General features: G+C 28.2%; 20 protein-coding genes and 2 pseudogenes. 17 read left to right on the forward strand and 5 right to left on the reverse strand.

Going from position 1 to position 22,811, the window contains the following annotated elements; all coding sequences use genetic code 11:
* Nucleotides 1-8: 8 nt before the first annotated feature.
* The 7 genes from pnp to ACWUD1_RS04200 are packed head-to-tail and all read left to right on the forward strand — an operon-like array spanning nucleotide 9 to nucleotide 10,107.
* On the forward strand, nucleotides 9-2,168 hold the full coding sequence (gene pnp, locus ACWUD1_RS04170; protein WP_472756528.1) for a polyribonucleotide nucleotidyltransferase: 2,160 nt from the start codon (nucleotides 9-11) through the stop codon (nucleotides 2,166-2,168).
* Between the two features lie 24 nt (nucleotides 2,169-2,192).
* Complete coding sequence (locus ACWUD1_RS04175) at nucleotides 2,193-3,692, forward strand: hypothetical protein (protein ID WP_472756936.1); 1,500 nt, start codon at nucleotides 2,193-2,195, stop codon at nucleotides 3,690-3,692.
* On the forward strand, nucleotides 3,667-4,956 hold the full coding sequence (locus ACWUD1_RS04180) for an LptF/LptG family permease (RefSeq protein ID WP_472756529.1): 1,290 nt from the start codon (nucleotides 3,667-3,669) through the stop codon (nucleotides 4,954-4,956). The genes ACWUD1_RS04175 and ACWUD1_RS04180 overlap by 26 nt, the downstream gene beginning before the upstream one ends.
* On the forward strand, nucleotides 4,953-6,020 hold the full coding sequence (locus ACWUD1_RS04185) for an LptF/LptG family permease (RefSeq protein ID WP_472756530.1): 1,068 nt from the start codon (nucleotides 4,953-4,955) through the stop codon (nucleotides 6,018-6,020). The genes ACWUD1_RS04180 and ACWUD1_RS04185 overlap by 4 nt, the downstream gene beginning before the upstream one ends.
* A 19-nt stretch (nucleotides 6,021-6,039) precedes the next feature.
* Nucleotides 6,040-7,167, forward strand: coding sequence for a tRNA guanosine(34) transglycosylase Tgt (gene tgt / locus ACWUD1_RS04190; RefSeq protein ID WP_472756531.1), 1,128 nt, complete (start codon nucleotides 6,040-6,042; stop codon nucleotides 7,165-7,167).
* A complete protein-coding gene (gene murJ / locus ACWUD1_RS04195) occupies nucleotides 7,160-8,680 on the forward strand; it encodes a murein biosynthesis integral membrane protein MurJ (RefSeq protein WP_472756532.1) in 1,521 nt (506 codons plus the stop codon). Before tgt ends, murJ begins: the two co-directional genes overlap by 8 nt.
* A complete protein-coding gene (locus ACWUD1_RS04200) occupies nucleotides 8,677-10,107 on the forward strand; it encodes a HEAT repeat domain-containing protein (protein WP_472756533.1) in 1,431 nt (476 codons plus the stop codon). Before murJ ends, ACWUD1_RS04200 begins: the two co-directional genes overlap by 4 nt.
* Here ACWUD1_RS04200 and coaBC read toward each other — a convergent pair.
* Nucleotides 10,101-11,278: pseudogene (coaBC, locus tag ACWUD1_RS04205) on the reverse strand (bifunctional phosphopantothenoylcysteine decarboxylase/phosphopantothenate--cysteine ligase CoaBC). The gene ACWUD1_RS04200 and the pseudogene coaBC overlap by 7 nt on opposite strands.
* Nucleotides 11,279-11,406: 128 nt before the next feature.
* On the opposite strand from coaBC, the gene ACWUD1_RS04210 reads away from it, so the two are divergent.
* Genes ACWUD1_RS04210 through miaA form a run of 9 tightly spaced genes read left to right on the forward strand, consistent with a single transcriptional unit; the run spans nucleotide 11,407 to nucleotide 18,768 of the window.
* Nucleotides 11,407-11,529, forward strand: coding sequence for a hypothetical protein (locus ACWUD1_RS04210; protein WP_472756937.1), 123 nt, complete (start codon nucleotides 11,407-11,409; stop codon nucleotides 11,527-11,529).
* Entirely contained in the window at nucleotides 11,522-12,949 is a 1,428-nt protein-coding gene (gene panF, locus ACWUD1_RS04215) for a sodium/pantothenate symporter (protein WP_472756534.1), read from the forward strand. Before ACWUD1_RS04210 ends, panF begins: the two co-directional genes overlap by 8 nt.
* A 7-nt stretch (nucleotides 12,950-12,956) precedes the next feature.
* Entirely contained in the window at nucleotides 12,957-13,919 is a 963-nt protein-coding gene (locus tag ACWUD1_RS04220; protein ID WP_472756535.1) for a pseudouridine synthase family protein, read from the forward strand.
* A complete protein-coding gene (locus ACWUD1_RS04225) occupies nucleotides 13,897-14,853 on the forward strand; it encodes a hypothetical protein (RefSeq protein WP_472756536.1) in 957 nt (318 codons plus the stop codon). Before ACWUD1_RS04220 ends, ACWUD1_RS04225 begins: the two co-directional genes overlap by 23 nt.
* The gene (gene murC, locus ACWUD1_RS04230) at nucleotides 14,834-16,240 is read left to right on the forward strand and encodes a UDP-N-acetylmuramate--L-alanine ligase (protein ID WP_472756537.1); all 1,407 of its coding nucleotides are present in this window, start codon (nucleotides 14,834-14,836) and stop codon (nucleotides 16,238-16,240) included. Before ACWUD1_RS04225 ends, murC begins: the two co-directional genes overlap by 20 nt.
* 11 nt (nucleotides 16,241-16,251) lie before the next feature.
* A complete protein-coding gene (locus ACWUD1_RS04235) occupies nucleotides 16,252-17,118 on the forward strand; it encodes a YicC/YloC family endoribonuclease (protein WP_472756538.1) in 867 nt (288 codons plus the stop codon).
* A complete protein-coding gene (cmk, locus tag ACWUD1_RS04240; protein ID WP_472756539.1) occupies nucleotides 17,115-17,651 on the forward strand; it encodes a (d)CMP kinase in 537 nt (178 codons plus the stop codon). Before ACWUD1_RS04235 ends, cmk begins: the two co-directional genes overlap by 4 nt.
* A 27-nt stretch (nucleotides 17,652-17,678) precedes the next feature.
* Nucleotides 17,679-17,876 (forward strand): DNA-directed RNA polymerase subunit omega, encoded by a 198-nt coding sequence (locus tag ACWUD1_RS04245; protein ID WP_472756540.1) that lies wholly within the window; start codon nucleotides 17,679-17,681, stop codon nucleotides 17,874-17,876.
* A complete protein-coding gene (miaA, locus tag ACWUD1_RS04250) occupies nucleotides 17,863-18,768 on the forward strand; it encodes a tRNA (adenosine(37)-N6)-dimethylallyltransferase MiaA (RefSeq protein ID WP_472756541.1) in 906 nt (301 codons plus the stop codon). The genes ACWUD1_RS04245 and miaA overlap by 14 nt, the downstream gene beginning before the upstream one ends.
* 160 nt (nucleotides 18,769-18,928) lie before the next feature.
* Here miaA and ACWUD1_RS04255 read toward each other — a convergent pair whose 3' ends face one another.
* Nucleotides 18,929-19,288 (reverse strand): hypothetical protein, encoded by a 360-nt coding sequence (locus tag ACWUD1_RS04255; RefSeq protein WP_472756542.1) that lies wholly within the window; start codon nucleotides 19,286-19,288, stop codon nucleotides 18,929-18,931.
* 75 nt (nucleotides 19,289-19,363) lie between these two features.
* On the opposite strand from ACWUD1_RS04255, the pseudogene ACWUD1_RS04260 reads away from it, so the two are divergent.
* Nucleotides 19,364-19,910 (forward strand): annotated as a pseudogene (locus tag ACWUD1_RS04260) (outer membrane beta-barrel protein).
* Here the strand turns inward: ACWUD1_RS04260 and ACWUD1_RS04265 are convergent.
* The 3 genes from ACWUD1_RS04265 to ACWUD1_RS04275 all read right to left on the reverse strand — a co-directional run bounded on the left by ACWUD1_RS04265 (nucleotide 19,903) and on the right by ACWUD1_RS04275 (nucleotide 22,777).
* On the reverse strand, nucleotides 19,903-20,700 hold the full coding sequence (locus ACWUD1_RS04265) for a phosphodiester glycosidase family protein (RefSeq protein WP_472756543.1): 798 nt from the start codon (nucleotides 20,698-20,700) through the stop codon (nucleotides 19,903-19,905). The pseudogene ACWUD1_RS04260 and the gene ACWUD1_RS04265 overlap by 8 nt on opposite strands.
* A complete protein-coding gene (locus ACWUD1_RS04270; protein ID WP_472756544.1) occupies nucleotides 20,693-21,208 on the reverse strand; it encodes a hypothetical protein in 516 nt (171 codons plus the stop codon). Before ACWUD1_RS04270 ends, ACWUD1_RS04265 begins: the two co-directional genes overlap by 8 nt.
* A gap of 114 nt (nucleotides 21,209-21,322) precedes the next feature.
* Nucleotides 21,323-22,777 carry a PTS transporter subunit EIIC gene (locus ACWUD1_RS04275; RefSeq protein WP_472756545.1) on the reverse strand — a complete coding sequence of 485 codons (1,455 nt, stop codon included), beginning with the start codon at nucleotides 22,775-22,777 and terminating at the stop codon, nucleotides 21,323-21,325.
* Nucleotides 22,778-22,811 lie beyond the last annotated feature (34 nt).

The raw sequence follows: 22,811 nt of genomic DNA on the forward strand, positions 1-22,811 counted from the left end.
GGTTAATTTTGAGAAAAATTTTGAAGTTGAAAGTAGGAAGGGAAGATTTAATTTTGGAAACCGGATTATTGGCTAAGCAAGCAAATGGTGCAGTTCTTGCTACTTATGGTGGTTCTACTGTTCTTGCTACAGTTTGTTGTTCAGACACAGTTCGTGAGGATTTAGATTTTGTTCCTTTATCTGTTGAATATAATGAAAAATATTATGCCGCTGGAAAAATTCCTGGGGGATTTATTAAAAGGGAAGGTAAACCAAAAGATAAAGAAGTACTTGTTTCTAGGTTAATAGATAGACCAATGAGGCCACTTTTTGATAAGAGGTTTGGTCGAGACATTCAGGTTATTCCAACAACCCTGTCTACGGATCAGATGAATCCTCCTGATATTGTTGGAATGAATGCTGCTTTTACGGCAGTTTTTTTATCAGATATTCCATTTAATGGTCCAATTGCAGCTGTTAGGATAGCCTATTTAAATAATGAGTTTATAGTTAATCCTTCTTTTGATGAGATACAAGATTCGATTTTAGATATTGTTGTTGCAGGAAGTTTGGATGGTATTACAATGGTTGAGGGTGGTGCTAATGAGGTTAGCGAAGAAATATTGCTTTCTGCTATAGATAAAGCTTATGAATGTATTCAACAAATTTGTGAGCTTCAAAAAGAATTTATAATTGCTGTTGGTAAGAGAGAAAAATTACCTCTTGCTTATGAGGAAAAAGTATTTGAATTTAAAGATGATCTTAGAAATTTAATTTATGCTGAACTTCAAGATGCTTGTTTTGTTAAGGGTAAGCTTAATAGAGATAAAGCTATAAAATCACTTAAGCAAAAGGCGTATGAACATTTTTTTTCTCTGGAGCAGGTAGATCAAGATACTGAGACTCTTTTTAACAAAGCTTTTGATGAATTTGAGCAAGAAATTGTTAGAAAATCAATTCTTGAAAATCGTATTAGAACTGATGGTCGTACTCCTACACAGATAAGGAATATTGTTGCTGAAGTTGATCTTTTAAAAAGAACACATGGTTCTGCTCTTTTTACAAGGGGTGAGACCCAAGCATTGGCTGTCACAACTTTGGGTACAAGTATTGATGAGCAGATAATGGACGATATTGATGGTGATAAACGTCTTAATTTTATGCTTCATTATAATTTTCCTCCGTTTTCTGTTGGTGAAACGGGTAGGCTTATGACGGGTAGACGTGAGGTTGGACATGGGCATTTGGCTCAAAAATCTCTGGAAGCTATGTTACCTAAGAAAGATGATTTTCCGTATACTATTAGGGTAGTATCTGAGATATTAGAATCAAATGGTTCATCATCAATGGCTACAGTCTGCTCTGGTAGTATGTCTTTAATGGCTGCTGGAGTTCCTGTTAAAGAGCAAGTAGCAGGAATAGCTATGGGGCTTGTTAGTGATGGTGCGAGATATGTTATTTTAAGTGATATTCTTGGAGAAGAAGATCATTTAGGTGATATGGATTTTAAAGTTGCAGGTACTAAGAATGGCATTACTGGTTTTCAGATGGATATTAAGATTTCAAACGTTACAAAACAATTGATGAAGGATGCTCTTGAACAGGCACGAATTGGACGAATGCATATTTTAGGTATTATGGATTCTGTAATTGCAAGATCAAGGGATGATATATCTGTTAATGCTCCTAAGATTCTTCAGTTGCAAATTGATATTGATAAAATATCTCTTGTTATTGGGTCTACTGGCAAAACGGTTAAAGCCATTACTGATGAATTTGAAGTTAGGGTACAAATTGAGCAAGATGGCAGGATCACTCTTTTCGGAACTGATAATTTAAAAATGCAAAAAGCTAAGGCAAGGATAGAGAGTATTGTAAAGGAGCCTAAAATAGGTGAGGTCTATGAAGGTATTGTTAAGAAGGTTAATAGTTTTGGGGCTTTCATTGAACTTACTCCTACTAAAGAAGGATTTTTAAGTAATAGGGCGAGATCAAGGGATGATAGGTATGGAAGTGATATGAAGCATTCCAGATATGGCAGTAATAGGTATTCTTCTAGGTATGGTAGAGATAGTAGGAGCACATTTGGTGCGCGTCCTCCAAGATTAGAAGAAGGGCAGATGGTTAGAGTTATAATATCTGATATTGATAAGTTTGGTAAGATTGAGCTTGAGCTTGCTAGAGATTAGAGTATTATGGAATTTGTAGATCATATAAGTATTATTTTGAGAAATAAGCTTGTTTTTGTGAGCTTATTTTTATTTTTATCATGTCTGACTAATAAAGATACTGATTTTTCTCTTGATTTTATTAAAAATATTCAAAATTCAAATGTTGATGAGTTAGATTTAGATAGATTAGATGATAATAAAAGAAATTATTTATTAGGTCTTGGAGATGATGAATCTTTTTTTTTAAGTGATGCTTTTTTAAGGGAGGATAATCCTTATTTTAAAAGTGCTAGGGAAAGTTATGCTCAAAAAAATTTTGGCATGACCAGTTATTATTTAAATAAAATAATAACTGATGAAAAAAGTTATGGTAGGGAATTAATTGCCAAAGCCAATTTATTTTTTGGTTATGTAAATTATGGTTTGGGTCTTTATGATCTCTCTGAATATAATTTTGATAATTTTTTAAAATATTATAAATATTCCCATGCTAGTCTTAGGGCTGCTGAATTAAAATATTTTGTTAGGGATAGACTAGGTGCAATCTCTGCATTAAGGGAAATTGAGCAAATGTCTATTAAATCAAGTTATGATCAAGGAATTTATGATTTCTTATGTAATAAGTTTAGAATAAATTATTTAAATCTAAAGTCTTTAGGGTTTTTAGATAATAGTGTCTTTGATATGTTTATTTTAGGCAATAATATTTTTGTTTCAAATATATTAGGTGGTCTTTTAAGGTATGACATTAAAAATAGTAAATATAAGATTTATGTTAAAGATAAGAAAAGTATATTTTTAAATGGACTTAGGGGCTTTACGGAGCATAAGGGGGTTGTATATATTGGGGGTAATAATGCTATTTATTATATTGATGATTTACAAGGTTCTGTTAAGCAAGTTAAAACACCTTTAAATGTTAATTTAAATAGTATACAAGTTCTGTTGGGTTCTAGGGATGGTATTTTTGTTGGCACTTTAGATTCTGGATTATGGTTTTATTCTGATAAAGGTGAATGGTCTTATATTAAGCTCGGTTCTAATAGGATTTCATCATTGTATATAGACGAACAAAAAAATTTATTATTTGTAGGAACAATGGATAAAGCTGTTTATAGTCTTGATCTGGCTAATTTTGATAAAATCAAACATTTAAGTTTTTTTAGCGAGATAGATAGTGAAAAGAATATTAATTTTATAAAGAAGCATGATAATGGTTATTATGTTGGAACTTACGGAGGTGGTCTTTTTAGGTTAGATTTAGATAATCATACATATATTAAATATAATGTTAATAATAATTTCAATATTGGCTATTTTCTTGATATGGAGATTAGAGATAATAAGTTATTATTTGCAACTTTTGAGCATGGTTTATTAATTTATGATACAGCTAATAATAGTTGGGATTATTTGGGTCCTGGTGGGGGTCTTATTAGTTTAAATTTAGTAAAGGTTGTAAATTTTAATGATTATGTAATACTTGGTACTTTAAATAATGGTTTGGTTTTTATAAATGAAAGTATTAAAAAACAATTATGAAGCTTACATAATTACTGAATTTTTTAAATACTTTTTAATTACTTTTTTGTTCTTTTTATTTGTATTTCTAATAAATCAAATACTTTTTTTTATGAGAATACTGCTTCAGAATTATGTTCCATTTGTGAAGGCTTTTATTTTTGTTATATATTCACTTCCTATGGTAATTGCTCTCTCACCTCCTTTTGCAGCTTTACTTTCAGTGGTACTGACTGTTTATAGATTCAAACTTCATAATGAAATATTAGCTTTTAGATCAATTGGTATATCTGTTTTTAATCTTTTAGTTCCATTTTTTAAATTAGGGATAGTTATTGTATTGGTTTCATTTATAATAAATGATTTTTTGCTTCCTCTTGGTTCTATTGGTAGATTAAAAATATTTAATGAGATAAAAGAAGAGATACCGCATTTGGCATTAAAGCCCTATTCAAGTAAACAGTATGGAGATTTAATATTTGTTGCAGGAGAGAAATCTGAGACTGGCTACAAAAATGTTACTTTTTTTGATAATACTAAACTTAGGGGTTATGACAGAATATTTATGGCCAGGGAGCTTAATATTCAAAAAGAAAATTATCAAGTATATTTTATTTTGAATGATGTTTTATCAATTGCTTTAACAGAAAATGAGAGTGGATTTTATGATTATTTTTATGCTGATCGGATGAAATATTCAATAGATCAAGTTACATTTAGTGATAGTTCGATGTTAACTAATGTATCACCATCTCAAATGAGCATAAGAGATGTTATAAAGCGTATTGATAAGAAAAACAAATTGATTGAAAATTTAAATATGAAAAATAATTTAGATGAAGATATTTTATATATAAATTTTTCAAATGTTTATTTAAATTATTTGTATAATGAGAATAATTTTTTGGATGAAAGTTCCATTATCGGAAACTTAAATTATATGTATAGTCTAAATGTAAATTATAAACCTTATGAAGATCTAGCTATTAAGAGAAGTTATACCCTTGATTATTTAGAGTTGTATCAAAAGATTAGTTTGCCATTATCTGTTTTATTTTTTATTTTCTTGGCTTTTGGCATGGGTATGTATTCCAATAAAAAATATTCTATTATTCTTGAACTTGTGATTTCAATTTTGATTTGTGTTTTTTATTGGGTAATGTTTATGGGTGGAAAGGTTTATACTTTGCAGTATGCTCCAAATCCTTTTCTTGTTACTATTCTTCCAAATGTCCTGCTGATTTTAATAGGTACAATATTTTTTTTAAGACTTTTGAAAAAATGAAAGTAGATAAGTTATTTATAAATAATATATCATTGACTTTTTTATTTATGAATTTTCTTTTTGTAATCTTAATTATTATCTTCGATTTATTTACAAACCTATTTAACTATCTTGAACATAATCTTAGTATTAGCGATATCGTTTATATTTATTATCTTTATTTGCCAAAATGTTTTTCAGATGGTTTAGCCTTGTCTTTTCTTTTTGCTATTTCTAATCTTATTGGTAACCTTTCTATGAGAAATGAAATAATAGGGCTTTTTAGTTGTGGTATTTCTATTTTTAGAATATTAAGATCAATTCTTATGCTTAGTATTTTTATTTCGATATTACTTTTCTTTTTTGATAATTATTTGGTCATAGAAACTGTTGCTCGAAGAGATACTTTTCTTAAAAGTACTATTGGTAATCAAAATGCAGTTGATAGGAAGATAATTATTAGGGATTTTGCAAGAGAAATTTATAATATTAAATATTATGATATCGAGAATGATGTTATTACTAATTTGATGGTGATTTTAAAGGATCAAGATGATAATTTTAAAAAGAGGTATGATATCAGTAAAGCTGAGCGGGTTGGTTCTGGGTGGCGACTTTATAATGTAAGGGAATTTTTTCAAGTAGAACGAAATTTAGTGGAAAAATTTCATGAGGTGCTTGATGGGACGGGTATTATTAATTTGGAACCTGAATATATTAAAATAGTTATTCTTTCTTCAAAAACTTTGAATTTCTCAAAGCTTATTCGTTGGATTGGAGATTGTAGGAGAGAAAATTTAAATTATTCTGAAGCTTTATTTGATTTATTAAGTAGAATATTTTTTTCATTTAGATTAATACTTCTTAGCTTTACTGTGAGTTTCGTAAGTTTGATTGTGAAAAAAAATATTTTTATATGGAGTTTGATAAATAGTATTGTATTTGCAGTTGTTTATGTTATTTCGATTATAGTATTTAGTTTTTTAGCAGATCTTGGTTATTTGCCCATAACAGTTGCAAGCTCATTGCCCACGATTTTATTTATTATTATTAATTTTATCATTTATAATTTTGTATGTAAGTAATAGGTTTTTTAGGGATTTTATGTTTAATGTGATTAAGACAGATAAAGGGTCTAATGCAAGGCTTGGCGTAATTGAACTTCCCCATGGGAAGGTTACAACTCCATGTTTTATGCCAGTTGGTACTGTAGGTGCAATGAAAGCTTTAAATCATGATGTACTTGATAAATTGGGATGTAATTTAATGCTTGCAAATACATATCATCTTTACTTAAGGCCAGGTATTGAGGTGATAAAAAAATATGGAAGTTTACATAATTTTACAACTTGGAATAAAAATTTTTTGACAGATTCTGGGGGATTTCAGGTTTTTTCTTTATCTGGTTTAAGAAAAATTGAAACTGAAGGTGTGCATTTTAAATCTCATATTGATGGGTCTAAACATTATTTTACACCGGAGAGTGTATTTAAGATGCAAGAAATTTTTGAAAGTGATATTATTATGGCGCTTGATATTTGTAGTTCTTACGGGATTGATTATGGTGAAGCAAATTTATACACCAATATTACTACTTCTTGGGCCCGACGTATATCATATGCATATAAAAATAGGAAAGAAGGGTATAATGGTCTTTTATTTTTAATAACCCAGGGTAATTTTTTTAAAGATTTAAGAAAAAGAAGTACTGAAACAATTTTAGAAATGGATAGCCCTGGTATTGCGATTGGTGGTATTTCTGTTGGCGAACCAAGAGAGCAGTACTTAGAAATTCTTGAATATAGTTCTTCATTAATACCTAAAGATAAACCAAAATATGTAATGGGAATTGGTACACCTCATTATATATTAGATGCAATCTATAATGGTATTGATATTTTCGATTGTGTAAATCCTACAAGAATTGCTAGACATGGTTCGCTTTTAACCGATAATGGAATATTGCGTATTAAGCGAGTTGAATTTGATGTTGATACTTGTCCTGTTGAGTTGGATTGTTCTTGTACTTTATGTTCAAGATATTCAAGAGGGTATTTAAGGCATTTAATTAAATCAGGAGAGCTGCTTGGAATAATGTTAGCCAGTGAGCATAATATTTATTATATGTTTAGGCTTATTCAAAAGGCTCGAGATGCAATTATGAATGATGATTTCGTAAAATTTAGAAAACTTTATTTAAGTAAGTATGATGAAGGCAATTTCAATGAATAGAGATATAACTTCAACAGTTATTGTTATGATTTCAATCTTTTTTTCGCGTATAATGGGTTTTATCAAGATAAAAGTATTTTCTTACTATTTTGGAGCAGGTCTTGAAGCAGATATTTTTAATTATGTATTTAATATTCCAAATAATTTAAGAAAAGTTATTTCAGAAGGTGCAATGACTTCAGCTTTTATGCCTGAGTTTACTTGTGAGAAAAGAAGATCTGATAAGCATGCTATTAATTTTTTCAGACGAGTTATCACTTTTAATATTATAAGTATTAGTCTTATTATTTGTATTATGATCCTTTTTTCTAGGCAAATTATGTATTTTGTATCTTCATATAGAGGTAGTCGTTTAGATTTAGCAAGCTATATATTCAATTATTTAATACTTTATGTGTTATTTATAAGTTTATCATCGATATTTGCGTCAGTTTTAAATTCTTATAAGTTTTTTTTTATTCCATCTATTTCCCCCGCTCTATTTTCTTTAAGTATTATGTTAAGCATATATTTATTTTCAGGACAATATGGAATATATAGTGCTATTATTGGAGTTATCGTTGGCGGAGTGTTGCAGTTTTTAGTTCAGATGATAAATTGTATTTATATTGGTCTTACATATAGACCTGTTTTTAAGTTTAATGATACTTCATTTTTAAGATTCTTAAAAAGATGGGCACATATGATTTTATCAGCTTTGGTATTGATTATTACTCAGCAGATTTCTTTTGCCTTAGCATCAACTTTAGATGTTGGAAGTGTTTCTGTTTTAAGCAATGCAATTGTTTATTATCAGCTTCCTGTTGGGATTTTTTATGTGTCTATTGCTACAGTTATTTTTCCCAAAATGTCTGAATATGCTTCTTTGGGAAATAAGAGCGGATTAAATGCTATTTTGAATTGGGGAATTGATATTTTAATCTTTATTTTAGTTCCCATATCATTTTTAATGTATATTTGGGCTGGTCCTATTTTGAATTTGTTGCTTACAGGGGGGAAGTTTTCTGTATCTGATACCCAGAGAACTGTTAGCATACTACAATATTTTTTGGTTGGATTATTATTTTCTTCGATTTTTGGACTGTTTCAGAAATATTATTTTTCAATACGCAACTCAAAAATCCCACTTTATTTTAATCTTCTTTTTGCTAGCATTGATATTGCAATTTCAATTCTTGGTATTAAGTTTTATAAGGTAAATATTTTGCCTATTGCGCAGTCTGTTTCGTTTGTTTTGTGTGTAGTAATTTTTTATTTTGTTGGATTTAAGAATGGATTGAAGCTTGAATTTATTAGGTCTTTAATAGCTTTTATGAAAGCATTTATTTCCCTTATTCCTTTGTATTTATTCTATCTTCTTTTTAAGAATATTAAGTGGGATATAGGGTTTAGTTTTAGTAATTTTTGCTTACTAGGTATTGCTGGTGTAGTTAATATTTTTATCTTAATGGTAACATATTATTTGCTTGGTGTTAATAAGATGTTTAAGTTTATTGATAGGGAGGTTATTTGAGGTATTTAAAGTTTATTTTGCTCTTTTGTATTTTATTTAATATTTTTGTTATGCAAGTTTTAGCGTTATCGAGCATAAATTTTGTATCTCAAGAGTCTGAACCTAAAATTGATGAGGATATGAACGAAGATCCTTCTCGAGGAGATGCTTTTTTAGAAAATCTTGATCTTAAAAATGTTGATTTAGATGTTAGACAGATAAGAGATGCTATTTCTTATGGACTTGATACTCAAGTTATTGAGATTGTAAATAGCCTTAAAAGATCAGGTGATGGTGAATATAACGCTTTACTTGAGAAAAGATTGCATAAAACTTTTAATATTGATCTTAAGCGTGCAATTCTTGATTTGTTTGTATCACTTAAATATGCAGGTGGTATTGATACCGCTAATTATATTCTTGATAATCATGAGCGTAATAAATATCCTAATAATTTGATTAATTTAGCAATTCTATATCTTAAGGAGTTTGGTGATAAAGATGCTCTAAAAAAAGCTCTTATTGATATTATTGAAAATAAGAAAGGGAATATTGTTGCTACTGCGGCTTATTATCTTGGGGAGCTTTTTTCTTCTGAGTATGCAAAAGATATGATGAATGTTTATGATCGATATTCTGGTAATGATGGGGTTAAATCCGCAATACTTATTGCACTTGGCAAATCTAATGCTACTGATTATGTAGATAGATTTTATGAAATTTCCATTGATAGTTATGAAAATTCATCCATTAGAGCTTCAGCTATTAAAGCATTATCGTATCTTATGCCTGAGAGAGTAACAGAAAATGCTTCTTTATATCTTCAAAATAGTAATAACAATTATAATATTAAGCTTGCTATTGTAGAGGCTCTTTCAAGGGATGTATCTTTGAAATCAAAGGAGATTTTGCAGGATTTTTTGAGAGATTCTGATGCTAATATTAGACTTAAAGCTGTTGCTGCTATTAAAGATCATAATGATATTGCTTCAAAAGAGGTATTAATTTATAAGTTAAAAAGTGATCCTTCCTTAAAAGTTAGAGAAGCAGCTGGTAAAGCTTTGGTAGATATGAAGTTGGGTTATGAAGAGATGCAAAATTTCATGTTAGATGCTAGTGTTGGAAATGATTTTAAGCTTACTATGTTTAGTTATCTTTTAGACAAGAATGTAGATTCTGCACGTTTAGTTGCCTTACGTCTTTTAGAAAAGGAAAATATCAATAGACCTTCAAAATTGATTACAGGTATTGCCATGTTTTTTGCATTCAGGAAGGGCAATTTTGATGACTTTTATGTTAAGATAATTGAGAGTAAAAATATTGATTTAATGAATCTTGCAATTAAGGGAGCTGTTTATAATAAATCTTCGTTACTTTTAAGTAAACTTAAAGAGATTAAAAGAACAACTCAATCAGAATATTTAAAGAGACTTTTAGTAAATTATTGATATAAGATTTTTAAAATTTCTATTGCCGTTTTTTGTTTTGACATTTCAGGAAATTCTTTAATGTTATTTTTATCTAATATATAAATTTTATTTAAGTTTGAGCCAAAATATTTTAAGTCATTTGCAATAATATAATTTAGATTTTTGGTTTCTAGTTTTTCTTTTGCTTTTTTTATTAAGCATTCTTTTCCTTGTGCACAAAATCCGATAACAATTTGATTTTTAGTTTTGTTTTTACCTATATGTTTGATTATATCTGGATTTTTAATGAATTTAATATTCAGGATGTCTTTATTATTTTTTTCAAGCTTAGTTTTGCAAATTTTGTCAGGTCTAAAATCTGCAACAGCAGCAGCAGCAATTATTACATCAAATTCTCGGTATATATTTATTGCTTCCTTGTACATTTCTAATGCCGTTTTTATTCTAATAACTTTTATTCCATAAGGCGTTTTTTCAGTGCTGGGACCTGTAATGATTGTTACATCAGCCCCAAGATTCTGTGCTTCAATTCCTAGACTGAAACCCATCTGTCCTGTTGACTTATTTGAGAAGTAACGAATTGGATTAGCGATTCTTCAGTCCTAGAAGCAGTTATTAATATTTTTTTATTTTTTAATGTTAATTTTGATTCTAGTTCGTCTGAGATTATTTTTAAAATATCATTTTCATTTTTAAGGCGGCCAATCGCATTTAAAGAACATGCTAAAAATCCTTTATCGGGTTTAATGAATTTATAATTATATTTCTTCAATTTTTTAATGTTTTCTTTTAGAATGGGATTTTGATACATATTGTCATTCATTGCTATTGCAAAATAAGTTGTGGCACTACTTGCAGATATGATTGTACTTAATGCATCATCAGCAATTCCGGATGCGATTTTGGAAATAATATTGTATGTTGCTGGAATAATTAATATTAAATTTGCCCATCTTGCTAAGTTTATGTGTTCTACTTCCTTGTGGGTTGTGTCCCACAGATTTGTAATTACGTTATTTTTAGATATAGTTTCTAGTGTTAGGGGAGTTATGAATTTAGTTGCATTTTCTGTCATTATTACTTTGACATTGTGTCCCATTTTCACTAGACTTGAGATAATATAGGCTGATTTATAGGCTGCAATTCCTCCGCATACTCCTATTAATATATTTTTGTGTTTACTACTCATGCCGATTTTATACAATATTATATAATTGTATTTAACATTTTTGAAAGGATTTTTGATTGATAAATAAATTATTTTTTGCAAGTATAATATATTTATTTCTTTTTATTTGGTGGCTTTTTTCTGCCTATTTGTCTTATTTTTTTATTGCAATATTTGACATCCCTCTTTGGTTTTTTTTATCATGTATTATTTTTCCTATTTTCAATTTGTTATTAGTTTGTGTTTTTGTGATTTTGTTTAAGGATGAATAGAGGACTTTTTATATTTTTTGTATTTTTAATTTTATATTGTATTTTTGGTCTTTTTTCGTTTTTTGGAAGAAAAATAGAAAAGTCTTTATTTTTGCAGGATTATTTTCTGGCAAATAAAGGTTTAAATTTTATTGTGATGGCATTAGTTGTTGCCTCTAGTTATGTTAGTGCTAGTAGTTTTATTTCAGGACCTTCTGCTGTTTATAGATATGGATTATCTTTTATATTTTTAGCAGTTATTCAAATTCCTACAAGCTTAATTTCATTTGTTATCATTGGCGAAAGATTAAATGTAAAAACTAAAAAAATCAATGCAATCAATATTATTGATTATATTGGATTTAGATATAATAGTCATTTTTTAGTTTTAGTTAGCAGTTTAATAATAATTTTCTTTTCTCTATTTTTGATCTCGGCTCAACTTATGGGAGGTGCTAAATTTTTAGAAGTATTTTTTCAAATTGATTATACCGATGCTCTTATTTTTTTTTCTCTATTTGTTTTTTTATATGTTTGTTTGGGGGGATTTAAAGTAATAGCATATATGGACTTAATACAAGGTATTTTAATGGTCATAGCAGCTGTATTTTTATTTTCACGATTAGTTGATTTGGGAGGTGGAATTAATAATATTTTTAAGTTAGCTAAATTAAATCTTAGATATGATTTACTCTTGCCATCACATTCAGATTTGAAGATTGAGTATATAATTTCTTTTTGGATATTGATAGGGGTTGGAATAATGGGTTTACCACAATTTGTTAATAATTTTATAGCATTTAAAGACATAAATACTATGCGATTTTCTCTCCCTATTGTTATTTTTGTAATAGGATTTTTAGTTGTTTTTATGCATTTAATAGGTTTTTTTTCTCTTGTTATTTTTCCTGATTTGGAACCAAATGATAAAGTGATTTTGACTGTAGCGTTGAGAGTATTAAACCCTAAAGTATTTATATTGTTTTTTATAGGGCTTTTATCAGCAATAATGTCTACAATAGATTCAAGTTTTCTTTTATTATCTTCTATTTGGGTAAAGGTAATATTGTCTTTCAGTAAGAATATTGATACTAAGATTGGAATTAATAGAATTACTGTTATTTCTAATATTTGTTTTATGTTAATAATACTTCTCTTATCTTTAAATCCACCTAAGTTTTTACTTTTTTTAAACATTTTTGCAATTGGAGCTCTAGAAGTTTCATTTTTTTGTATTATTGTTTTTGGACTTTACTTTAAATTTGTAAGTAAAATATCAGCCTTTGTTTCTCAGTTTTTGGGACTTTTAAGTTATTTGGTTATAGCTTTTTATAATGAGTTAAATATTTATGATTTTCATCCTGTTGTTCCCGCATTTTTTATTTCAGTTTTTTCATTTTTAATAGTTAATTTTATTTGTATGAAGTGTAGTAAAATTTAGTGGTCGTATGTTATTTTTTGATGCTAAAGGTATTGGTAAGTATAGTATTATTAATGTTTTAAAGAATGATGATGGTAAAAGACTTGATGCGGTGTTAATAAAGTTTTTAAAATTGCCTAAATCTAAAATAATTAGGCACATTAGAACTGGAGATATTCTTTTAAATAATTCAAAGGTTGCTTTTTCTCATAGAATTTTGAAGGATGATAAGATTTATTTATATAAACCTTTATTGCAAGGTTTAAGATTAGACAGGGTTATGGTTAAAGATGATGCTGCTATATTGCTGGATATAAAGAGACGCATAGTATACGAAGATGGAGATTTGCTCGTAATTAACAAGAGAAAGGGAATTTTAATTCATGGAGATCAATATTCACTAGATACATTGGTTAATGCTTATCTTGTAGATGCAAATCTTAGGTCTCTTAGTTTTAAGCCTTCAGCTGTTCATAGGTTGGATAGAAATACTTCAGGACTTGTTATTTTTGCAAAAAATATAAATTCTGCAAGAATTTTAAGTCAAGCATTTAGTAGTGGTATTGTTACTAAAAAATATCTGGCGTTGCTTGATGGTGAGATTAAAAAATCTTTAACTTATAAGAACTTTTTATATCGTGATAAGATTGCCAAGAAAACTTTAATTGTTAGAAATATGGATAGATACAATGCAATAACTGATGTTAAGCCAATTTTAGTGTCTAAGTATTCAACGCTTGCAGAGGTATCAATTAAGACGGGATTTACACATCAGATAAGAGCACAATGTGCTCTTAATAGGCATTCATTGGTTAATGATAAGAAATATGATTCTAAATTTAAAAAAAATAATTACTTTTTACATTCTTTTTTGATAAAATTTAATCAGCCTTTATTTTTAAGGAATGAGTTTTTTGCTGAACCCAGTTCAGATTTTTTAAAACAGATAAATAATATTTTTGGTGTATATGACTTTAAAGGACTTATTTAATAAATTTACATTTAAGAATGCGCTAGGAGTGGCGAAGAACATCTCAATTGCTATTAAACATAAATTTGTAAAGATTAAGGTTTATTCTTTAGTAGGTGTTGCTGGCACTGGGAAAAGTTTTAGATCTCATTTAATAGCAGATAAGTATTCTATCCCATTAATCATTGATGATGGTGTTTTGATAAAGAAGATGAAGATTATTGCTGGGAGTTCTGCTAAGTTTGAAGATAATATGTTTGATGCGATAAGGCGTTCTATTTTTGAAGATGATGTTCATAGAAATGAAATTGTTGATGCTCTTCGTAGAGAAAATTTCAATAAAATATTAATATTAGGAACCAGTATTCGCATGATCGATAAAATAACCTCTAGACTTTTCCTGCCTAGTTCTTCTAAAATCATTTATATAACAGATGTTTCCACTAAAAAGGAAATAGAGAAAGCAAAAGTTTCAAGACAGATGGGTGAGCATGTTGTTCCAGCAGCTGCTTTTGAAATAACGTCTATTAAGCCCAATCTATTACTAGATTCAATTCTAGTTTTTTTTAAAAGTAAAGGGTTGTTATCAAAGAAAAAAAATTATATTCGTTCTATTGTAAAGCCTCATTTTCATGAGGATGTGGGAATTTTATCTGTTTCCAAGAATGCTGTAAGACAAATTATTGAACATTGTGTTTCTGAATACAATAAGGATTATATTGTCTATAATTTAAAAATCAAAAAGCATCAGAGCAGTTATTCTTTTAAGTTGTTTTTAGATATTCCACTTGAGAATGACTTACTTGATAATGCGGAGATGCTTAGATATTATATTGTTGAAAATATATTAAAATATACAGTGATTAATATATCTGGCGTTGATGTCATCATACATAGGTTTTATGAGCAAAAAGGTTCTGATTTAGAAAAAAAAGATGAATGTTTTCATGGATAATTTAAGTAATATTTTTTTAGTGGGCATTAAGGGTTCTGGACTTTGTTCCCTTGCTTGTTTTTTGAATGCTAAGGGATATTTTGTAGAAGGTGTTGATGTTCCTTTAAAATTTCATACAGAAGATATATTAAAGAGTAATAATATATCTTATTATGAAAATATCTATGAGTTTTCATTAAAGATGCATAATAGTTCTTATGATCTTTTAATATATTCACCAGCTTATGATAAGTATAGTTTGACTGTTTTATTGGAAGCACGTGAACTTGGTATTCCTATTTTGTCTTATCCTGAGGTTATTGGAGAGATTTCTAAGAGATATTATAGTATTGGAGTTGCAGGTTCTCATGGCAAGACTACTACATCGGCATTTTTAGGCATATTGTTTAATAGTTTAGGCCTTAGTCCCAATGTAATACTAGGCTCTAGTGTTAAAGATTTTGGGGATCAATCTAGTCTTGTTGGTTTTAGCGATATATTTATTGCAGAGACTTGTGAGTATAGAAATCATTTTTTGTATTTTTTACCAGATATAATTGTTTTAACTAATATTGATTATGAGCATGTTGATTTTTTTGAAAGTTATGAGGCAGTTGAAAATATTTTTTTGCAGTATATTAATAATTTAAAAAAAAATGGCATTCTGATAATCAATGCTGATGAAGTTAATTTATGTAAAATTAAAGATAGAATTTCGAGAAAAGATATTAAGGTTTTTAGTGTTGGATTTAATTCTTTGGCTGATTACAGAATTGAACATTTTGAGATAATAGAGGGGTTTTTAAAGTTTGATTTTTTAGGGGGTATTAATATTAAATTAAGAACCCCTTTGATACATAATGTTTTGAATTTTTCGCTAGCACTGCTTACTTTAAAGCTATTTTTGGAGAAAAATAAAAAGTTGGCTTGGAGTTTTGATGGAAGGATAAAAGTAGTAGCTGAAAAGTACATGGGTATAAAAAGAAGAGTGGAGTTTATTATGGAGAAAGATGGGGTTATATATCTTGATGATTATGCTCATCATCCAAAGGAAATTGAAAGTACACTTTTAGGACTTAAGAGTTTTTATAAGGGTAGGCGTATTGTTTTAGATTTTATGCCGCATACTTTTACAAGGACAAAAACTCTTTTTAATGAGTTTGTTAAAGCTTTAAGTGGTGTTGATATATTGATTCTGCATAATATATATCTTTCTACTAGAGAAAATTTTGATCCTAATAAACTTTCTAAAGAATTATTTTTAGCTATTAAGGATTTAAATCAGAATGTTTATTTTTTTAAGGAAGTTATAAATTCTGTTGATTTTATCAAAGGTTTATTAAAAAGAAATGATTTATTTATTACAATGGGAGCTGGCAGTAATTTTATATTACATGATTTTTTGTAAAGGTATTGTGAATGAAAAGTATGACTGGATTCTTTCATTTAGAAAGAGTGATTGCGAATCATATGTTTAGTATTAATTTAAAATCTTATAATGGTAAATTTTTAGAATTTAAATTTAAATTGCCTGAAATTTTATATGCTTATGAGCTTGATATAAGAAGCTTTATTTCAAATTATGTTAAAAGAGGGAATGTTTTTTTAAATGTAGGTTATAAGGAAATAGTTCCAAATGTTAATTTTAATTTAAATCCTCACTATATTGAGGCTATTGCTCGCCTTAGAGATAGCTTATTGCGTGTTAATCTTAATATTAAGGATGAATTAAGTCTTGGTGATTTTTTATCTTTAAAAGGGGCTTTAATTATTGATGAGGACGATGCTAATCAAGAAATTGTTTATAGCGCCTTTAAAGAAGTTTTAGAAGAAACTTTATTAAATTATGATAAGAGTAGGATTTTTGAGGGTGAGAATACTAAACATGATATTATTTCGATTCTTATGTTATTACAAAAGGATTTAGAACTGCTAAAAAAATCTCAGAGTAGTATTAATAATAAACTTTTTTTGAGTCTTAAGGAAAATTTATTAAAGTTACTAAGTGATTTTAATGATGTTAATATTGCAGAAGAAGCTGCTAAGATGTCAATTCGGTTAGATATTAATGAGGAGATAGTAAGATTATATTCACATATAGATAATTTTTATAAAAACCTTGAAACTGAGGTATGTGGTAAGATTTTAGAGTTTATTGTTCAGGAAATGCATAGAGAAGTTACAACAATGGGTAATAAGGCAATTGATCTTGATATTAGAAATTTAATTTTAAATATGAAATTAAGTTTAGAAAAAATAAAAGAACATTTGAGGAATATTGAATGAGAATAGCTATTTCTAGTAAAAGTGGTTGTGGTAATACGACTATCAGTGGAATGCTTGCAAAGCATTATGGTTTAAAACTTATTAATTATACTTTTCATGACATTGCTAAAGAAAAAAATATGTCATTTGATGAGTTTTATGAAAAAGAAATCATTAACAGAAATGATTATTATTGGGATAAATATCTTGACAATAAATTATTGGAGCTTTCAAAAGAAGATAATACAATTCTTGCGTCTCGTCTTGCCATTTGGCTTGCAAAAAATGCTGATTTAAAGATATATCTTTATGCTAAGATAGAAATTAGAACAGAGAGAATAATAAATAGAGAAGGTGGTATGTATTCCGATATTTTAAGACATACTTTTAATAGAGATTCACATGATTTGCAGCGATATTTATCTGTGTATAATATAGATATTGATCACTATATAGATGTGGCTGATTTGATAATTGATACAACTGATAGATTTGCAAACGACGTTTTTAAATCAATAAGAGATGAAATAGAGAAAAGAGGTTTGCGTTATTAAATAAATAAGAGGGGAGGTTTTAAATAAATGAAAATACCTTTGAAGGATATACAAGATTTTAGTGGCAATTATTATGAACTTGTTATGGCTGTGATAGTTCGCACAGATCAGATTATTGAGCAAATTTCGTTAGCAGGACATACTATTTCTGATGAAAGAGTTGTAGGGCAAGCTTTCAATGATATTTTGACAGGTCGATTTAAATATTCAATTGAAGAGAAATAAAGTAGTTTTTATATTTGGTCCTACAGCTGTAGGTAAGAGCGATATTATATTTAATTTCCCAAAAGGTGTAGCTGAAGTAATTAATGTCGATTCTATTCAGGTTTATAAGGAGTTTGATATTGCATCTTGTAAACCTAGCATTGAGTTGAGATCACATGTCAATCATCATTTAGTGGATTTTTTAGAACCTACTGAAGAATATAACCTTGGTATTTTTTATAAAGAGGCGTGCAAAATTATAGAAACTTTAAGTGAACAAAACAAACTTCCTGTATGTGTAGGTGGATCAGCTTTTTATTTTAAACATTTAAAATATGGATTACCTACCACGCCATCTGTTTCTTCTGAAATAAGATTTTTTGTAAATGAACTTTTTGCTACAAGAGGAAAGAATTATCTTTTAGAAATACTCAAAAGAGTAGATTTTGAAAGGTACAAAGAAATCAGTAGGAATGATATTTATAGGATTAAAAGAGCGCTTGAAGTGTATTATCAAACGGGTATTTCCATAAGTCAATTTTTAAAAAAAGGGAGCTCAGTGATGGAGAATGTTTTAGCAATTGGTTTAAGGAGGCCTATGGAAGAAATGAAGGGCAAGATAATATCTAGAATAAATCATATGATTAATTGTGGATTGCTTGATGAGATTAAGAGATTATTAGGTAAGGGATATGATGAGACAACACCAGCTTTTAAAGGAATAGGATATCGTGAATTTTTGTTGTGGAAGAGTAGACCTTATTCTACGTTAAATGATATAATTGATTTGATAATTAAAAATTCATTTTTATATGTAAAAAGGCAGATGACTTTTTTTAATAAACTGCCTAATGTTTTGTGGTTTCATCCTGACGATGACTTAAGGGTCATTTTGGACTTAATTTTTGGTTAATAAGGAGATATAAGGCGTGCCTTGTGGAAGAAAAAGAAAATTAAAAAAAATATCTACTCATAAACGAAAGAAAAAGAGAAGAAAGAATAGACATAAAAAGAAAAATAAATAGTTGAAATGTTAGTTGGTTTTTTACTAGCTGACATTTGGCGTTATTAGTTTATTCAATGATTATATGATCTATTATATTTATGTCTTTACTAAAGACATATCCTTTTTTTCCTTTGTAGGTTATTAATATCCATTTGCCTTGGATTCCGTATTTTTCTGTGTTTTTCATAATTTTTTCAATTTTCACTATTTCATCTTTTCTAATTATTGTTAAATAATCATAATTAGTACTATCTATATTAGTTGTATGATTTAAAATAACGTAATTTTTTGTTATGATTCCTACTTTTCTTGAGAATCCTAAAATGCTACTGTTGGGTAGTTTGAATTTTTTTATTAGAGGAACTTCTAATTTTTTATTGCATGCTAAAAACATTATGGAGATTAAAGATAACAGTTTTATTTTCATAATTTTAGTTGTATTATTTGATATACCATTACATATAATAATATAATGTTTTTTTAGAAAGTTTAAGGATTATCAATGAAAAGGTACATTTTTTTATTGTTTTTATTTTTTCCTTCAAGTGCTTTATTATTTGCATATCCATTATTTTTTGGAGGGGGGAGTTCTTATCAGTTTACTAATTATACCATCAGAAATGATTTAAATGAGGCCAAAACAAATTTTAGTAGAGTAGATAATGGAATAAATTTCAATTTATTTTTTGATGCAAATTATGTTATTTTAAATTTTCTTATAAAGATGCTTTTTTGACTAGTCACCATAGTAGATATTTTTCTTTTGGGATTTATGGAATTTATCCTATTCTTTTTAAAGAATATGTCAGAACATTATTTCCCCTTATTGGGATTAAATATACTATTGATTTAAGTCCTAAGAGACTCAATCTGGTGTTTTTGTCTTTAGGATTTGCGACAATCTGGCTATTCCTGAGGTTAAAGGACTGTATATTAGACCTTTATTTATATTTTCAATTTCACCTACTTCTCTGTCTGTAAAAAATTATTCTTCTTTAACAACTGAGATTACTATTGGGATTAATATTGGTTGGCAATTTCTCACTTAGGTAGTTTTATTCCTAGATGAAAAGGCACTATTCTCTCTTGTCCAAAAAGGTTGGGTGTAGTATTGAGTTTATAAGGTAAGTTATTTGATTTTGTTACAAGTGTGCTTGAACCACCCCCATCTAGATTAATGGAATTGGTAATATTGTAACTTAATGTCAGATCAATTGCTTCATTTAATGAGATACCTTTGCTATTATTGGCGCCCCTTCCTTCTATTGTTATTAGATATAAGTATTGATTTTTTTGATTTGTGCCTATTATTGTTCTTGGATGTTTATTTTCTTTAAAATTTTTGGTGTATTTTCCATTTTTGATTAAGGGATAGAATCCACTAAACCCATAATCAGAATTTTTGATTTCATCTTCATTGGGATTTAGTGTTATTTGATTATTCTTGATTATAATGATTCCCTGACCTTTTTTTGCATGAGATATTATTTTTTTATTATATAGATATAAACCATTAGGATAGAACACATTTTCTTTAATTTTATATGGACTAGTATTAATGGCAATATCTACATCATTAGAAATTAAAAATTGACTTGTTGTTTTACCTTTAAAATAATAGTTATTCGTCTTTTTATCATAAATAGGTTTTGATATTATAAACTTTAAATTTTCGTTTTTGATTTTGGCAATGATATATGTGCTTTCTTTAAAAGAACCTTTGATTATTTCGTATTTCATTGCTGTGTTTTCTGGGTTGGGTAGTGATTTTTGTTCTGGTGCTGATAAAACGCTTAATATCAAAATCAATATTATTATGCGTAAGATTATTTTATTCATTTCTTTTTATTTTATAAGAATAAATGCTTTTAGGATAGTTTTCTAAAATTATATTTTTTATCTTTAAAGATATTTTGTCGTTTTTGATTTTTGTTATATTATATAATTGATAAATAATTTTTATGTCTAATTCTTTATATTGTTGTAAAATATCATTGATTTCCTCTTCGCTTATATTTTCTTCATTAATTTTTATCTTTATTAATAAAATTTCGGTTTTTATGTTTTTATCTTTAGATTCTTTCATCTTTTCTAAAAAATTATTAGCATCTTCATACTTTTTGATTTTGAGTAAATATTTCGCCATAAGTAAATAATAATATTCTAGATTTAGAGGTTTAATTGCCTTTATTGTTTCAAATTTTTTTGGTAAGTTATTATTTAAGTCATATAACATATATAATTTATTTAATTTTTCAAAATTTTCTTTATTTGTGCCGTATATTAGAGCATTATGGAATATTAATAAAAAAATTAAAAGTATTTTATTAGATGATATTAGGTTCATGTTATTTCATCCAGGATATTATACACTATTCTTTATGATTGTGGGAGTAATAAGAATAAGAAGAGATAAGGTTGCGAGTAAAATTTTTTCTTCTTATTCTTTTGTCACTTTAGTTTAAAGTTTAGATTTTATATAATTTGAAATTTGTTCAGACTTTGCTCCAAATATTACTTGTGCCTGATTTCCTGATGTGATGACTGTTCCGGTAGCCCCAAGTCTGGTCATTAAGTCCTTATTGATTAATGAAGAAGATTTAACATCTACTCTGAGTCGTGTAAAGCATGAATCAATATTTGTTATATTGTTAAGTCCACCAAGAGCTTGGATGATTGTATCAAAATTTTCATCTTGAGAGTTTTGAGACAACTCAAAGATACTATTAGAAATTGTGTCTTTCTGAATGTCATCTTCGCGTCCAGGTGTTTTAATATTAAATGTTTTTATTAGTGTTATGAATATAGTGAAGTAAACAACTCCGACTGCTAATCCTATTGGAAATATTAATAGAGCATTTGTTGATTTGGGGAACATTAAGAAATAATCTATAATTCCTGCCGAGAGTGCAAATGCTATTCGTATTCCAAATATATTGGTAATGATTAGTGCTATTCCAGTTAAAATGGCGTGTATTAGATAAAGTAAAGGAGCTATTAGCATGAATGTATATTCTATTGGTTCTGTAATTCCTGTTAGTAATGAGGTGAGTGCTGCTGATATTAAAATTCCGCTTACTTCTTTTTTTCTTTCTTGTTTAGATGTTAAGTACATTGCTAAGGCTGCACCTGGTAAGCCAAATAACATGATAGGATACATTCCTGATGTGAATGAGCCGGCGGTTGGATTGCCATTTAAATATCTTGTGATTTCTCCTTGAACTATATTTCCATCACTTGTGGTATATTCTCCAAATACAAAATATACTAAAGTATTTAGAAGTTGATGTAACCCTGTTATTAAAAGAAGTCTGTTTAGAAAACCAAATACAAACAATCCTATGTTACCAGCTTCTATCATCCAGACGCCAATTTGATTAATAGTTGTTTGTATTGGAGCCCATAGAAATCCGAATATTATGGCAAGTATTACAGACAGTATTCCATTAGCTATTGGTACCAATCTTTGTCCTGAAAAAAATCCTAGAAATTGTGGTATTCTATAGTTTACTACTCTATCGCTAAGAAAAGCTGAGTTTGCACCTGTAATAATACCCCCCAATACTGACATGTTAACAGGTTCTGACTTGTCGTTAATCATTATTGTGAATGTGGACAGTCCCGCATTTAAAATTAAATATCCTACAGCACCTCCAAGTGCTGCAGCCGCCTTATTATTTTTAGATAGTCCCATACCGGTTCCGATTGCAAATAGTATTGGTAAGTTTCCAAGAATGGCGCCCCCTGATTGTTCCATTAATTTTCCGATTTTTTGAAGGATGCCAAAAGGCTCTGTAGTTTCTATTATTAAATATCCAAACCCAAGTAAAATTCCAGCAATTGGTAATACGGCTGCAGGAGTTTGCAAAGCTTTTCCAAGATTTTGCATATTTTTCATTATTAAATTATTATTCATATTTGACCCCCATTAATATATTTTATTTGTTATA

The sequence above is a fragment of the Borrelia tillae genome (genome assembly GCF_055693965.1).

What these genes read in the sequence shown, in the direction of transcription:
- ACWUD1_RS04270 (WP_472756544.1), bottom strand. Translation starts at nt 21,208, where the DNA reads ATGAACCTAATATCATCTAATAAAATACTTTTAATTTTTTTATTAATA.
- ACWUD1_RS04245 (WP_472756540.1), top strand. Translation starts at nt 17,679, where the DNA reads ATGAAAATACCTTTGAAGGATATACAAGATTTTAGTGGCAATTATTAT.
- ACWUD1_RS04220 (WP_472756535.1), top strand. Translation starts at nt 12,957, where the DNA reads ATGTTATTTTTTGATGCTAAAGGTATTGGTAAGTATAGTATTATTAAT.
- cmk (WP_472756539.1), top strand. Translation starts at nt 17,115, where the DNA reads ATGAGAATAGCTATTTCTAGTAAAAGTGGTTGTGGTAATACGACTATC.
- murC (WP_472756537.1), top strand. Translation starts at nt 14,834, where the DNA reads ATGAATGTTTTCATGGATAATTTAAGTAATATTTTTTTAGTGGGCATT.
- ACWUD1_RS04255 (WP_472756542.1), bottom strand. Translation starts at nt 19,288, where the DNA reads ATGAAAATAAAACTGTTATCTTTAATCTCCATAATGTTTTTAGCATGC.
- murJ (WP_472756532.1), top strand. Translation starts at nt 7,160, where the DNA reads ATGAATAGAGATATAACTTCAACAGTTATTGTTATGATTTCAATCTTT.
- ACWUD1_RS04235 (WP_472756538.1), top strand. Translation starts at nt 16,252, where the DNA reads ATGAAAAGTATGACTGGATTCTTTCATTTAGAAAGAGTGATTGCGAAT.
- ACWUD1_RS04265 (WP_472756543.1), bottom strand. Translation starts at nt 20,700, where the DNA reads ATGAATAAAATAATCTTACGCATAATAATATTGATTTTGATATTAAGC.
- ACWUD1_RS04180 (WP_472756529.1), top strand. Translation starts at nt 3,667, where the DNA reads ATGAAAGTATTAAAAAACAATTATGAAGCTTACATAATTACTGAATTT.
- ACWUD1_RS04185 (WP_472756530.1), top strand. Translation starts at nt 4,953, where the DNA reads ATGAAAGTAGATAAGTTATTTATAAATAATATATCATTGACTTTTTTA.
- tgt (WP_472756531.1), top strand. Translation starts at nt 6,040, where the DNA reads ATGTTTAATGTGATTAAGACAGATAAAGGGTCTAATGCAAGGCTTGGC.
- ACWUD1_RS04225 (WP_472756536.1), top strand. Translation starts at nt 13,897, where the DNA reads ATGACTTTAAAGGACTTATTTAATAAATTTACATTTAAGAATGCGCTA.
- ACWUD1_RS04275 (WP_472756545.1), bottom strand. Translation starts at nt 22,777, where the DNA reads ATGAATAATAATTTAATAATGAAAAATATGCAAAATCTTGGAAAAGCT.
- panF (WP_472756534.1), top strand. Translation starts at nt 11,522, where the DNA reads ATGAATAGAGGACTTTTTATATTTTTTGTATTTTTAATTTTATATTGT.